Source organism: Pseudomonadota bacterium (genome assembly GCA_040752895.1).
In the GTDB taxonomy this organism is placed as follows: Bacteria; Pseudomonadota; Alphaproteobacteria.
This window is the reverse complement of sequence record JBFMHN010000002.1, coordinates 297,852-311,225: the sequence shown is the minus strand read 5'-3', so window position 1 is coordinate 311,225 and position 13,374 is coordinate 297,852. Positions and strand designations below refer to the sequence as shown.

Genomic DNA, 13,374 nt, shown 5'->3' with positions numbered 1-13,374 from the left:
GAGACCCATGGCGCAAGCGCCTGACGATCCGCCGCTTCGTTTCCGCGCGCATATTTTTTTCTGCATGAACGCGCGCTCTCCCGATGACCCGCGCGGATGCTGCGTGGCGAAAGGAAGCGCTCTCTTGCGCGACCACATGAAGACCCGCGCCAAGGCGCTGGGGCTTAAAGACGTGCGGATCAACCAGGCGGGCTGCCTCGACGCCTGCGTGCAAGGCCCGGCGCTCGTCGTCTATCCAGAAGGAGTCTGGTACCGCTGCGATTCGAAGGCCGACGTCGACGAAATCCTGATCCGCCATATTCGCGACGGCGGCCGCGTGGAGAGGCTGTTGCTCGACGTCAAGGCGGCGAAGGACTGAAGGTAAGGACGCGATGGGGCAGGAGACGATCTTCGCTCTCGGCTCCGGTCCGGGGGTGGCCGGCATCGCCGTCGTCCGGATTTCCGGGCCGGCGGCTGGGGAAGCGCTGCGGCGGCTTTCGGGGAAAGCCCTGCCCAAGCCCCGGCAGGCAACGCTTGCCACGCTTGCCGACCCCGCCACCGCAAAGCCGCTGGACCATGCGCTGGTGCTGTGGTTCCCCGCACCGAAAAGCTTTACCGGCGAGCCGGTCGTCGAGTTGCATCTCCACGGCGGGCGGGCGGTTGTAGCCGGTGCGCTGGAAGCCCTCGCCCGCCTTCCGGGCTTGCGGCCGGCCGAGCCGGGCGCGTTCGCAAGGCAGGCCTTCGAGAACGGCAAGCTCGATCTCACCGAGATCGAAGCCCTTGCCGACCTCGTCGCGGCCGAGACGGCGGCTCAGCGCGAACAGGCGCTGCGGCAGTTCGAGGGCGCCCTTGGCGAACGGTGCGAGGCCTGGCGGGAGGTGTTGCTGCAAACCCTTGCTCGGGTCGAGGCTGCCATCGACTTCGTGGACGAGGATTTGCCCGAGGGCATGCGGCAGGCGGCAGAGGAAGAAGCCGCGCGGATCGGGCGCGAGATCGCGGCCCATCTCGACGACAACCGGCGGGGCGAACGGCTGCGCGAGGGATTTCGGATCGTGCTTCTGGGCGCGCCGAACGCCGGCAAGTCAACTCTGCTCAACGCGATCGCAAGGCGCGATGTCGCCATCGTTTCGGAAGAACCCGGAACGACGCGCGACGTCATCGAGGTGGCGCTCGACCTCGGCGGCTTGCCGGCCGTCATCGCCGATACGGCGGGGCTTCGCGCCGAGGCAAGCGCCATCGAACGCGAAGGTATTGCGCGTGCGCGAAGGCGCGCCGCGGAAGCCGACCTTAAGCTCGCCCTGTTCGACGGCACGCTGTGGCCGGAACGCGATCGGGAAACCCATGCCCTGGTGGACGAAACGACGGTGCCGGTTCTTACCAAGGCGGACCTTGCCGGCGCGACCCGGGCCGGCGCGACCCGGACGGCTCGCCTGGCGGGCAAGGAAATGCTCGTGGTTTCCGCGAAGACGGGCGAAGGCATGGACCTTCTTCTGCGGCGCCTGGAAAGCGAGATCCGGGATCGTCTGACGGGGAGCGAGGCCGCCCCCGTGACCCGCCTGCGTCACCGGCGGAGCCTGGAAGACTGCGCCGCCGCCCTCGCCCGGTTCTTAAGCCAGCCGTCGCCGGAGCTGGCGGCGGAAGATTTGCGCCTCGCCGTCCGCGCCCTTGGCCGCATCACCGGCCGGGTGGACGTCGAGGACGTTCTCGACCGCCTGTTCGCCGAATTCTGCATCGGAAAATAACCCCGGCATTTTTTGACAGCCGCTCTGGCGGCGACTAGCTTCCCTCCCCATGAAAGACGTGCGCGCAGATGCCCGCGCAGACGCCCGCTATGACGTTCTCGTCATCGGCGGCGGTCATGCCGGCACGGAGGCCGCCGCCGCCGCCGCCAGGCTGGGGGCGAAGACCTGCCTCCTCACCCACCGTTTGGACACCATCGGCGCGATGTCCTGCAACCCGGCGATCGGCGGCGTCGGCAAGGGGCACCTCGTCCGCGAGATCGACGCGCTGGACGGCCTCATGGGGCTAGCCGCCGACCGCGCCGGTATCCAGTTTCGCGTGCTCAACCGCAGCAAGGGGGCGGCCGTCCGCGGCCCCAGGGCGCAGGCCGACCGCCGGCTCTACCGACAGGCAGTTTTTAAACTTCTTAATGAAATTCAAGAACTTAGCATGAAGGAAGCCGCGGTCGAAGACCTCGTTCTCGACGCCCATGGCGGGGTTAAGGGTGTTGTGACGGCGGCCGGCCAGGAGATCCGGGCCGGGGCCGTCGTGCTGACGACCGGCACCTTTCTGCGCGGCCTCATTCATATCGGGCCGCAAAAGATTCCGGCCGGGCGGGTTGGCGAGGCGCCGGCGGTCGGGCTCGCCCGCACGCTCGATCGTGGGGGGTTTGCCCTTGGCCGGCTGAAGACCGGAACGCCGCCCAGGCTCGACGGTGCGACCATCGACTGGGCCGGGCTTGAGCCGCAGGCCGGCGACGTGCCGCCCGAGCCCTTCTCCTATCTGACCGACCGGATCACCACGCCGCAGGTGCTGTGCCATATCACCGGCACGACCGCGGCAAGCCACGCGCTCATCGGCAAGCATCTCCATCTTTCGCCGATCTATTCCGGCCAGATCACCAGCCCCGGCCCGCGCTATTGCCCGTCCATCGAGGACAAGGTCGTGCGCTTCGCGAAACGTGCGCGGCATCAGATTTTTCTCGAGCCGGAAGGCCTCGAGGACCGGACGGTCTACCCGAACGGCATTTCAACCTCCCTGCCCGAGGAAGTGCAGGCCGAGTTGCTGAAAACTATCCCGGGCCTCGAACGCGCCCGCATGCTGCGCCCGGGCTACGCCATCGAATACGATTACGTGGACCCGCGAGAATTGAAGCAAACACTTGAAACAAAAAGGATTTCTGGGCTTTTCCTGGCGGGGCAGATCAACGGCACGACGGGTTACGAGGAAGCCGCCGCCCAAGGTGTCATCGCCGGCTTCAACGCCGCGCTCAAGGTTTCGCAGGGTGCCCCCTTCACGCTCGACCGCACGGAAGCCTATATCGGGGTGCTGATCGACGACCTCGTCACCCGCGGGGTTTCGGAGCCCTATCGCATGTTCACCTCGCGCGCCGAATACCGGCTCCGGCTGCGCGCCGACAACGCGGATCTGCGACTGACCGGAAAAGGCATCGCCCTTGGCGGCGTTGGAAGCGCGCGCGCCCGCCGCTTCCTCGAAAAGCGGAACGCCCTCGCTGCCGCGCGCGCCCGACTCGATACCCTTTCGGCAACGCCGGACGCGCTTGCCCGCCTCGGCCTTTCCATCAACCGCGACGGCGTGCGGCGGACGGCGGCCGAGCTTATCGCCTATCCCGCCATCACCCTCCAAAAGCTAGCCGCGCTTTGGCCGGAGGTCGGAAAATGGCGCGCCGACATTGCTGTCCAGCTTGAGACCGACTGCCGCTATGCCATCTATTTCGAGCGCCAGGAAGCCGATATCCGCGCTTTCCGGCGGGACGAGGCGCTAATGCTGCCGGCCGATCTCGACTTCGATGCCGTGGGCGGCCTTTCGAACGAGGTGCGGGCCAAGCTGAAAGCCGCCCGTCCGGCGACTCTCGGCGCCGCCGCCCGTCTCGACGGCGTAACATCGGCGGCGGTAATCGCCCTGCTCGCCCATGTGCGGCGGAAATCTCCACACTCCGAATCGCATCAGACGCAGCTCGCGTGACCGGCAGGTCATGGCAAAGGCACCGGTAAAGCCATTAAATATTAATGAATTTCAGAATGTTACGAGTGTTTCACGTGAAACACTCGGACGCCTGGAGGCCTATCTCCGGCTGCTCGAGCACTGGCAAAAGCGTCTCAATCTGGTCGGTGAGGCCAGTTTGCAGGACCCCTGGCGGCGTCACTTTCTCGATTCGGCCCAGCTTCTCCCGCTACTTCCGAAAAACACCAGAATTATCGTCGATATGGGGAGCGGCGCCGGCTTTCCGGGCCTGGTGCTTGGCGTGCTTGGCGTGCCCGAGGTCCATCTCATCGAAAGCGACGCTAAAAAAGCGGCCTTTCTCGGGGAAGCGGCCAGGGTAACCGGGGTATCGGCGCATATTCACCGATGCCGGATCGCAGCCCTGGCGCCTTTTCCGGCCGACGCGGTGACGGCGCGAGCGCTGGCGCCCCTTTCCCGCCTGTTGGGCGAGGCCCTTCCCTTCCTGGATTTGGGCGCGGTCGGATTGTTCCCGAAGGGAAGACGCGTATCAGAGGAATTGACCGAGGCGGAAAAAAGCTGGAAGATGACGGTCGAACGCTTTCCAAGCCAGTCGGACCGGGAAAGCGTGATCCTGCGCATCCGAGACGTCCACCGTGCCAAACGATACGATCCTCGCTGACCGTCCCTTGGGCTTTGTCCAATCGGATACAGGCGTTCCGCAGATCGTTGCGATAGCGAATCAAAAAGGCGGCGTAGGCAAGACTACGACGGCGATCAACCTTGCCACGGCGCTGGCGGCGGTCGGCAAACGGGTCGCCGTCATCGATCTCGATCCCCAGGGCAATGCCAGCACAGGCCTTGGGATTCCTATGGAATTACGAAAGGTTACGGCTTATCACGTGCTGGCCGGCGAAGCCACCGTCGGGCAGGCGATGATTGCCACCGTGATCCCCGGCTTATCGGTGGTGCCGGCTTCGGTGGATCTTTCCGGGGCCGAAATAGAATTGGTCGAAGTCAAGGAACGGGAATTCCTGCTGCGCAAGGCACTGCGCGGCGATCTGCCGGTCCTCGACTATGTGCTGATCGACTGCCCGCCCGGCCTTGGGCTATTGAGCCTGAACGCCCTGGTCGCGGCGGACGCCGTGCTGGTGCCGTTGCAATGCGAATTTCTGGCGCTCGAGGGCCTGAGTCATCTCGTCAAGACCATCGAGCGTGTGCGCCGCGCCCTCAATCCGGCCCTCAAACTACAAGGGGTTGTGTTGACTATGTATGATAGACGCAATATATTGAGTAAATCTGTCGCCTCCGATGCCCGTGCCTATTTCGGGGACATGGTCTACGAGACGGTCATTCCGAGAAATGTCCGGATCTCGGAAGCGCCCTCCCACGGCCTTCCCGTTCTCCTCTATGACCACCGTTCGGCCGGGGCGATGGCCTATATTCGCCTCGCCCGCGAAATTCTGCGTCGCGCGGACAAGGCACCGCTCGCCACCCCGGAAACATGGGAATGACCGAAGACGGAAAAAAGCGCGGGCTTGGCCGCGGGCTCGCCTCGCTTCTCGGCGAGGAGACGGAGGATTACGCCTCCCTCGAGCGCATCCGCCAGGGCAAGACGATCGCCGTCGATCTCCTGCAACCCGGCCGCCATCAGCCGCGCCACCGTTTCGACGAGGAAGCAATTGCCACTCTCGCCCAATCCATCCGCGAGAAGGGTGTCTTGCAGCCCATCCTTGTCCGCCAGCTGGAAGGAAGCGAGCGTTTCGAGATCATCGCCGGGGAACGGCGCTGGCGCGCCGCCCAAATCGCCGGCCTGCACGAAGTGCCCGTCCTCGTCCGTCACTTCACGGACAACGACGCCCTTGAAATCGCGCTGGTCGAGAACGTCCAGCGCCAGGACCTGACGCCGCTCGAAGAGGCGGAGGGCTATCGCAGGCTGATGGACGAATTCGCCCACACCCAGGAAGACCTCGCCAAGGTCATCGGCAAGAGCCGCAGCCATATCGCGAACACGCTCCGCCTTCTCGGTTTGCCGCCGAAGGTGAAGGAAATGTTGGAGGCAGGCGCGTTGAGCGCCGGCCACGGGCGGGCGCTTTTGAACGTGGCGAACGCGGAAATTCTTGCCAAAGAAATCGTTCGCAAAGGACTGAACGTGCGACAGACCGAAGCCCTCGTGCGTCGCCAGCAGACGGCGAAGGACCCGGCGAAGAAAACGGCTTTTGCGAAGGACACCGACACGCTCGCGCTCGAACGCGATCTTTCCACGCTGCTCGGCCTTCGCGTTGCCATCCGCTTTCACGGCAAGTCCGGCGGCGAACTTACGATACATTACCGAACGCTCGAGCAGCTCGACGACGTACTGCACCGCCTGAGCAACCCAGCCGCGATATCCGAAAAGAAAAAAGATATTTAAGCGTTTCTGCCGCCGTTCACGGCGATCTCAAGCAGCGTGCGGTCGCAAAGTGTCTTTGCCGGCATGCCGCTCGACTTGCATGCCGCCTCGCGTTCGGCAAGCAGTTCAAGCGTGCGGGAAAGCGCGGCCAGCGGCCAGCGCGTAAGCTGCGCGTGAAAGGCCGGGCGGCGCTTGAAAAAGACGGGCGGACGGAGCGCCTGAATCGCGGCGTCTGCCGCTTTGCCCTTTTCCATGTGGCCGCGCACGAGGTGAAGGCGCAAGAAATGCTGGCTCGCCGTCCGCAAGATGGCGACCGGAGAAGCGCCTTCCAGGTGAAGGCGCTCGAGCGCTTCCTCGAGCGCTTCACGCTGGCCTTGGCCGGCCGCGTAGGCGGCATCTTCCAGCGCGAGCGCCGAGCTGTCGCCGACGGCGGCCACGGCGTCTTCCAGGGCGATGGTGTCTTTGCCTTCCGCGTAGAGGACAAGCTTCTCAAGCTCGCGCCGGGTTAGGAGACGGTCGGCCCCGAGATGACTTAGGAGATAGACGCGCGCCTCCGGCGCAAGCGTGAAGCCGGCGAGCGATTCGCGGAGAAGGCCCTCTAGGGCATGGCCTTCGTCGCCATAGCAGGGGATGGCGGCGGCGCGGGGGGACGTTTCGAAAAGGCGGCGCAAGCTTGACCGTGCGCCGAGATCGCCCGCTTCTAGCAGGACGAGCGCCTCGCCCGCCGGCGCTTCCAGAAACGCCTGGAACGCATTGGCAAGCGCGTCGCTCGCGCCGAGGACGCGCACGACACGGCGGCCGCCGGTAAAGGAAAACGCGGCCGCCTCGTCCCGCAAAATCGCCGGGTCCTTCGCGACCGCCGCCGCGGCAAGGCTGGAAAGGCGGAAGGGGTCTTCCGGATCCTCGAGCACCGCCCCGACCAACGTCGCCAGACGTTCGTGCGCCTGGCCGGCGTCCCTGCCATAGACCAGAACGGCGCGCGCCGCGGGATCGGGCTTCCGCAGGAACGACTCCACCTGTCTTGGCGCAACCTTCATCGTTCCTGTCTCACCGCTTAACGGTTTTCGTTCAGATGAATGGCCAGGCTCGTCTTGATGCCATCGCTGGCCTCGTTGATGAGGCGCGTGCGGATGTTCTTCTCGGCGGCAAGTGTCGCGAAGTCGGATCGCAGAATATTGTAACTTCCCACCACGCGTTTTTTTGCGTGGAAGAGAACCTTCCGCGTCACGACGTCGTACAGCACGTACGTCACGGCCAGGCGCAAATTCGCGCGGGTTGCCGTTTCATCCGCGCGCAGGCCGAATTTCTGAGTGGATTCGCTTGCCGCCACGCGAAGGAAATACTTCGGCTGGGGTGGCTCGCCCATCGGCGTGATGCGATCGAGAAGGGCGTTCCGAAATTCCTGGCCAAGCCGGTCAGGCATGGGCTCGATGCGAATATAGGCAAGCTCGTCCGTCGCTACGCTGACGCCACTGCCGCCGGGTGCTTTCTCGTACAGCGGGTGGAAACCGCAAGCGGCAAGAGCGAAAAGCAAACCAATCTGGAAAGCGCCTTTAAACCACGACATTGATCACCCGGTTTGGAACGACGACGATACGCCGAACGGGCCTTTCCTTGCACGCCGTTACGACGGCCGGCAAGGCAAGCGCCGCCGCTTCGGCCGCCGCGTGCTCGGCGTCCCTCGGCAACTCGACGGTGCCGCGCAGCTTGCCGTTGATCTGCACGGCGACGGTGAGCGTCGCGTCCAGGATAAGGCTGGAATCCGCCTCTGGCCAGGGCGCGTCCGCCAGCAGCGCTTGCTGCCCGAGCGCCTCCCAGAGCGCCGCCGCCAGGTGCGGCGTCATCGGCTGGATGAGGCGGGTCACGGTCTCCAGGCCTTCCCGGCGAACCCAGGCCGCGTCTTCACCGGTTTCGTTTTCAAGCTCGGCCAATGTGTTCGTGAGTTCGCGGATGCGGGCGATTGCCCGGTTGAAATGAAAGCGCTCGAAGTCGTTGGTCACGGCGGCAATCGTCTTGTGAATCGCCTGGTGGGTTGCGGCCGCCTTCGTCCCCAGATGGGCCGGCTGCGCGGTGGCCGGTTCTGGCAGGGCGGTGGCCGGTTCCGTCGCCAATCGCCAGAGCCGGTTGGCGTAACGCCAAGCACCTTCGATGCCGGCCTCCGTCCATTCGAGGTCGCGGTCCGGCGGGCTGTCGGAAAGCATGAAAAGGCGCGCCGTATCGGCACCGTAGGTTTTAAGAATCGCCTCGGGGTCGACCGTGTTCTTTTTCGATTTGCTCATCTTCTCCGACCGGCCGACCGTGACGGCCTCGCCGGTGGTGACGCGCCTTCTTTCCCCTCCCGCCGTCACCTCGCTGGGATAGAGCCAGCGTCCGTCCGCCGCCCGGTACGTCTCGTGGCACACCATGCCCTGGGTGAGCAGGCCGGCGAAGGGTTCGTTGAAGTCGAGGTAGCCGCAATCGCGCAGCGCGCGCATGAAAAAACGGGAATAGAGGAGATGCAGCACGGCGTGTTCGATGCCACCGATATATTGGTCGACCGGCATCCAGTAAGCGACCGCGTCGCGATCGAACGCCGCCGTTTCCAACTTGGGCGAACAGAAGCGAAGAAAATACCAGGACGATTCGAAGAAGGTGTCGAAAGTGTCGGTCTCGCGCTGCGCAACACCCCCACATTCGGGGCACGTCGCTTTCTTCCAGGTCGGGTGATGGTCGAGCGGGTTGCCGGGTGTGTCGAAGGACACGTCCTTCGGCAGCTCGACCGGCAGATCCTTTTCCGGTACCGGCACGATGCCGCAGGACGCGCAGTGCAGGATCGGGATCGGGCAGCCCCAATAGCGCTGCCGGGAAATTCCCCAGTCGCGGAGCCGCCAGGCGGTCTTGCGCTGGCCCCTGCCGATTTTTTCGAAGGCCTCCGCCGCCTTCCGTTGCGCCGCTGCGACCGAAAGCCCGTTCAGGAAGTCCGAATGGATGAGAACGCCGTCTTCGGTATAAGCCGTTTCTCCGATGGCCGCCGCCTCGCCCTCCGGCCCGGCCACGACGCGGCGGACGGGCAAGCCATAACGTCGCGCGAATTCGAGGTCGCGCTGGTCGTGGGCGGGGCAGCCGAAGATGGCGCCCTTCCCATATTCCATTAGGACGAAATTGGCGACATAGACGGGAAGCGTCACCTCCTTCGCGAAGGGGTGCGGGGCGCGAAGCCCGGTGTCGAAGCCCGTCTTCTCGGCGGTTTCGATCGCCGCTTCGGTCAGGCCGCCGCGCGCGCAAGTGTCGAGGAAGGCCCGGAGTTCCGGGTTGCTTTGCGCCAGCTTCCGCGCCAGCGGATGATCCGCCGCCACGGCGAGGAAGGAAGCGCCGAAGATCGTGTCCGCGCGCGTCGTGTAGACCTCAAGCTCGCCCGCCGCCGCGGCGTTCGCATCCTGCAGCGGAAAGCGCAGCACCATGCCTTCGGATTTTCCGATCCAGTTTTCCTGCATGAGGCGGACGCGCTCCGGCCAGCGGTCGAGTTTACCGAGAGCGTCCAGCAATTCGTCGTTGTAGGCCGTGATTTTCAAAAACCACTGGGAAAGCTTCTTGCGCTCGACGGGCGCGCCGGATCGCCAGCCGCAGCCATCGATGACCTGCTCGTTCGCCAGCACCGTGTGATCGACCGGGTCCCAGTTCACCCACGATTCCTTCCGATAGGCGAGCCCCTTCTTCAGGAAGTCGAGGAACATCTTCTGTTCGTGGCGGTAGTAATCCGGCGTGCAGGAGGCAAGCTCGCGCGACCAGTCATAAGAAAGCCCCATCGCCTTCAATTGATCCCGCATGTGGGCGATGTTGGCCGCCGTCCAGGTGGCGGGATGGGTCTTGTGCTCGATCGCCGCGTTTTCGGCTGGCATGCCGAAGGCATCCCACCCCATCGGGTGCAGGACGTTGTAACCTTGGGCCCGCTTGAAGCGGGCTACGACATCGCCCAGCGTGTAGTTCCGGACGTGCCCCATGTGGATGTGGCCGGAAGGGTAGGGAAACATTTCAAGGACGTAATATTTTTTACGGCCCTTTTCCTCGCGAGCGGTGAAGGTTCCCCGCTCGGCCCAGATCGCCTGCCATTTTTGTTCGGCGAGCCGGAAGTTGTAGCGCGACATGGCTGGCATTGTTCCCTGTCCGGGTTGCCGCCGCAAGGCCCGGCCGGGCGCGTTCGCCTGGGGGTTATTGCTGGCTGGTGGTCCGGTTGATGCGAAGCTGTCGCGCCCGGGTAAGGATATTGTTTTCGAGCTCGACGACGGTTTTCGGGTCCACCGCCGCATCCGCCCAGCCCCCGTTCTCGGTCAGCATCTGGCGGAAGACCGCCACCCTAAGACCGTCGGCGCGCAGGCTTTGACTAAGGATGTAGACCGTAAGCTTGAATCGCTCGTTCGGTGATTCGGGTGGCGCGTACCAGTCCGTGATGACGATACCGCCGAAGGGATCGGCCGAGGCCAGCGGCATGAAGGAGATGGTGTCCAGCGAAGCCCGCCAGAGATAGGCGTTGATGCCGGCGCCGGGGGTGGCGGCGTTCTGGCCGACCGCCGTTGAATCGGCGGCGGCGGACGTCTTTTTCTTGCGATCGCCCAGGGCCGGGTTCTGGCTCCAGATTCCGTCGACGACCGAACAGCCACCCACCACGCCGGCCAGCAAAAAGGCCGCGAAAATTCGTTTCCAGCTTTGCGCCATGGCGGGGAGTATGCCTGAACTAGCGCGCCGATTTCCAGCGTAAACTGGTTGGAAACCGGGCTTTTTAAGTCGGGGTGTCGGCGTCCTTGGCAAAGGCGCCGACGGCGGCGAGGCCGACGGCGCCCGAACCCATCAGCCGGCGGACATTGGTTGGACCGATTCCGCCCAGGGCATAGACGGGCAAGGCGGTTCGCCGGGCTAGGCTTGCGAAGCGCACGCTGCCGAGCGGCTTTGCCTGCGCGTGGCTCGCGGTGGAAAAAACCGGCGCCAGCAGGGCGGCGTCCGCCCTCTGCCGCGCCGCCGCCTCAAGCGCCCTTTCGGAATGAACGGCCGCCGTCAACAGCCAGCCGGGTTTTCGCCGCCGCCAGGCCCAGCCGCGGCTTACCGGCCCTCGGGCAAGCCATTCCGGCAGGTGCAACCCATCCGCCCGAACGGCGAGGGCAAGCGCGGCGTCGCCGGCGACGAGCAGACGCAGACCCCGCGCCCGGCAAAGGGCGGCGACTTCGCCGGCCAGGGCGTAGCGTTCCTTTTTTTTCATTTCGTAATGGCGAAAAATGACGAGGCTTCCCCGCGGCAGACGCCGGATGGCCGGCTTTGGATCGGGGAAACGGCGGGCGTCGGTAAGGCAGACGAGCGGCGGCAGGCCGGCGCGGAATCCGCCGAGACGCAGCAGGGTTGAGCGATTCAGTGGAATCCCGGGCACGGTCTTTCTATCCTAGGCGTGGAACCCGCGCCAACCTGCCATGAGGGCCGCCCGCCTGCCAAGCGAGAGACACGCGACCGTCGCGGAGAAACTGCGCGCCCTTGCCCGCGAGGTCGCCGCGGCGCAAAGCCCGCTTCGCCTTGGGCCGCGCCCCCCCGTCCTCGTCGCGGTGACGAAAGGGGTCGAGGCCTCCGTCATTCGCGTCGCGCTCGAAGCCGGCCACCGCGTCTTCGGCGAAAATCGCGTCCAGGAAGCGGCGGCGAAGTGGCCCGCCCTGCGACAGGAATTCGACGGCATCGAGCTTCATCTGATCGGGCCGTTGCAGACGAACAAGGTGGCGCACGCGCTGGCCCTTTTCGACGTCATCGAAACCCTCGACCGGCCGAAGCTCGCCCGCGCCCTGGCCAAAGCCTTTGCCCAAGGCGGAAAACGTCCGCGCCTGTTCGTGCAGGTAAACACCGGCGAAGAGCTTGCCAAGGCGGGCGTCGCACCCGAGGCGCTCGACGCCTTCCTCGCACTTGCCCGCGAGGAGCTTCGCCTGGAAATCGAGGGCCTCATGTGCATTCCGCCGATCGACGAGGAGCCTGCGCTCCATTTCGGACTGCTGCGCGAGATGGCGCGGCGCAACCACCTGCAGGGCTTGAGCATGGGGATGAGCAACGATTACGAAACGGCGCTCGCCTTCGGCGCCAGTCACGTGCGGATCGGTACGGCGATCTTCCGGTCGCGCGCCTAGAGCGGGGCTTGGGAGATGCAGAGTCGGGCGTGCGTGTCCGCCTGCCTCAGGATTTGTTGCAGATCGGCAAGATCGAACGCCACGCAGCCTTCCGTCGCGGCATAACCGGCCCCGGCCAGATGCACGAAGATGGCGCTTCCCTTGCCCGGAACGACGGGTGAATCGTTGAAGCCCGGGATCAGCACGAGATCATAGAGCGCGTCCTCCCGCCACAAGGCTTCGGCGCTCGCCGCGAAGGGAAAGGTGACGGGCCGGTTGTAATCGGGGTGGTCCGGCGCATCGCACCAGCCGTCCTGGGGTCGCAGCGCGGCAAGGGGAAGGCGGGTTTCCGGTTTTTTCAGGCGATCGGGCCGGTAAAGAACACGGCGCAAGGGGAAGACGCCGACCGGGGTGGCGCCGTCGCCCTCGCGCTTGTCGGTTTGCACGCCGGCCCGCCCGAGCGCGCAACGCAACCGCGTTTCGCCCCATCGGGCAAAACCGTTCGCGAAGACGAAAAGATCCATTGCCAAGCCTTATAACGCGGCGGCGGTGCGGAACAAGACCTAGGTTAGAATGCGAAGAATAGGCTCGTGGGGCGGGGGAAGGTTGTCGTTTTTCCGATAAAGTTTTGTTTCGCGATCGAAACGAAGCGCGAAAATTGCGGCTTCTGCCAAGCTTGGTTCGGACGCGGGCGTTTGGGCGGCAAGGACGGTGGGCGGCGCCGCGCCGCCATCGAACAGCGCCAGCACGTTCTCGCCGATGTCCTTGCCGCTCAGGGCTTCGACGACGGAATCGACCGCCGAGCCGATAAGCCCGGGAATGCCGGCGAACAGGGCGCCACCGGCCAGCTTCGCGGCGGTGCCGATGTGGTCGCCCGTGAGTTCGCGGTAAAGCGTGCCGAGGACGGGGATATGCTGAAGCGGATTAACGGCGTCGAGCAAGTCGGCGAAGCTGAAACCTTCGCCGTCTCCCCACAGGGAGAATCCGGAGGCCTTTTCGCCGGCCGCCGCCGCCGGAGGGGCGGAAGGGGCCGGGCCGGACACTCGCGCCGGGGCGGAAGCGTGGGTTTCGATCATAAGAGTCCCTTTTGCATAACCCCTTCGAAGCAAGAGGGATGCCAAGGACCCATCTGAAAAAGAGCTTTTAAAACATTGGGTTAAATAAAGCCCCGTGGACGGCGGCGGCGGCCGCGCACCCCGGGTCGGAAATTTT

Annotated in this window: 14 protein-coding genes; 7 read left to right on the top strand and 7 right to left on the bottom strand. The window is 65.0% G+C overall.

All coding sequences use genetic code 11. The annotated features are described in order from the left end of the window. Positions 1 to 7 precede the first annotated feature (7 nt). The 6 genes from AB1781_05335 to AB1781_05310 are packed head-to-tail and all read left to right on the top strand — an operon-like array spanning position 8 to position 6,073. The gene (locus AB1781_05335) at positions 8 to 358 is read left to right on the top strand and encodes a (2Fe-2S) ferredoxin domain-containing protein (protein ID MEW5703993.1); all 351 of its coding nucleotides are present in this window, start codon (positions 8 to 10) and stop codon (positions 356 to 358) included. Positions 359 to 371: 13 nt separating this feature from the next. Beyond that, positions 372 to 1,721, top strand: coding sequence for a tRNA uridine-5-carboxymethylaminomethyl(34) synthesis GTPase MnmE (gene mnmE / locus AB1781_05330; protein MEW5703992.1), 1,350 nt, complete (start codon positions 372 to 374; stop codon positions 1,719 to 1,721). A gap of 58 nt (positions 1,722 to 1,779) precedes the next feature. Next, positions 1,780 to 3,684, top strand: coding sequence for a tRNA uridine-5-carboxymethylaminomethyl(34) synthesis enzyme MnmG (mnmG, locus tag AB1781_05325; GenBank protein MEW5703991.1), 1,905 nt, complete (start codon positions 1,780 to 1,782; stop codon positions 3,682 to 3,684). Between the two features lie 10 nt (positions 3,685 to 3,694). Beyond that, complete coding sequence (gene rsmG, locus AB1781_05320; protein MEW5703990.1) at positions 3,695 to 4,342, top strand: 16S rRNA (guanine(527)-N(7))-methyltransferase RsmG; 648 nt, start codon at positions 3,695 to 3,697, stop codon at positions 4,340 to 4,342. A gap of 7 nt (positions 4,343 to 4,349) precedes the next feature. Beyond that, complete coding sequence (locus tag AB1781_05315; protein ID MEW5703989.1) at positions 4,350 to 5,174, top strand: ParA family protein; 825 nt, start codon at positions 4,350 to 4,352, stop codon at positions 5,172 to 5,174. Beyond that, entirely contained in the window at positions 5,171 to 6,073 is a 903-nt protein-coding gene (locus AB1781_05310; GenBank protein ID MEW5703988.1) for a ParB/RepB/Spo0J family partition protein, read from the top strand. The genes AB1781_05315 and AB1781_05310 overlap by 4 nt, the downstream gene beginning before the upstream one ends. Here AB1781_05310 and holA read toward each other — a convergent pair. The 5 genes from holA to AB1781_05285 form a co-directional block, all read right to left on the bottom strand. Further along, on the bottom strand, positions 6,070 to 7,089 hold the full coding sequence (gene holA, locus AB1781_05305) for a DNA polymerase III subunit delta (protein ID MEW5703987.1): 1,020 nt from the start codon (positions 7,087 to 7,089) through the stop codon (positions 6,070 to 6,072). The two genes, AB1781_05310 and holA, sit on opposite strands and share 4 nt — an antisense overlap. A gap of 17 nt (positions 7,090 to 7,106) precedes the next feature. Further along, positions 7,107 to 7,619 carry a hypothetical protein gene (locus AB1781_05300; GenBank protein MEW5703986.1) on the bottom strand — a complete coding sequence of 171 codons (513 nt, stop codon included), beginning with the start codon at positions 7,617 to 7,619 and terminating at the stop codon, positions 7,107 to 7,109. Next, positions 7,606 to 10,185 (bottom strand): leucine--tRNA ligase, encoded by a 2,580-nt coding sequence (gene leuS, locus AB1781_05295; GenBank protein MEW5703985.1) that lies wholly within the window; start codon positions 10,183 to 10,185, stop codon positions 7,606 to 7,608. Before leuS ends, AB1781_05300 begins: the two co-directional genes overlap by 14 nt. A gap of 55 nt (positions 10,186 to 10,240) precedes the next feature. Further along, entirely contained in the window at positions 10,241 to 10,744 is a 504-nt protein-coding gene (locus AB1781_05290) for a DUF3576 domain-containing protein (protein MEW5703984.1), read from the bottom strand. A gap of 64 nt (positions 10,745 to 10,808) precedes the next feature. After that, a complete protein-coding gene (locus AB1781_05285) occupies positions 10,809 to 11,447 on the bottom strand; it encodes a thiamine phosphate synthase (GenBank protein ID MEW5703983.1) in 639 nt (212 codons plus the stop codon). A 40-nt stretch (positions 11,448 to 11,487) separates the two neighbouring features. Between AB1781_05285 and AB1781_05280 the strand changes: the two genes are divergently transcribed. Next, positions 11,488 to 12,183 (top strand): YggS family pyridoxal phosphate-dependent enzyme, encoded by a 696-nt coding sequence (locus AB1781_05280; protein ID MEW5703982.1) that lies wholly within the window; start codon positions 11,488 to 11,490, stop codon positions 12,181 to 12,183. Here the strand turns inward: AB1781_05280 and AB1781_05275 are convergent. Together AB1781_05275 and AB1781_05270 are read right to left on the bottom strand one after the other, a co-directional pair. Next, a complete protein-coding gene (locus tag AB1781_05275) occupies positions 12,180 to 12,686 on the bottom strand; it encodes a L,D-transpeptidase family protein (GenBank protein ID MEW5703981.1) in 507 nt (168 codons plus the stop codon). The two genes, AB1781_05280 and AB1781_05275, sit on opposite strands and share 4 nt — an antisense overlap. A 39-nt stretch (positions 12,687 to 12,725) precedes the next feature. After that, the gene (locus AB1781_05270; GenBank protein MEW5703980.1) at positions 12,726 to 13,238 is read right to left on the bottom strand and encodes a hypothetical protein; all 513 of its coding nucleotides are present in this window, start codon (positions 13,236 to 13,238) and stop codon (positions 12,726 to 12,728) included. Positions 13,239 to 13,374 lie beyond the last annotated feature (136 nt).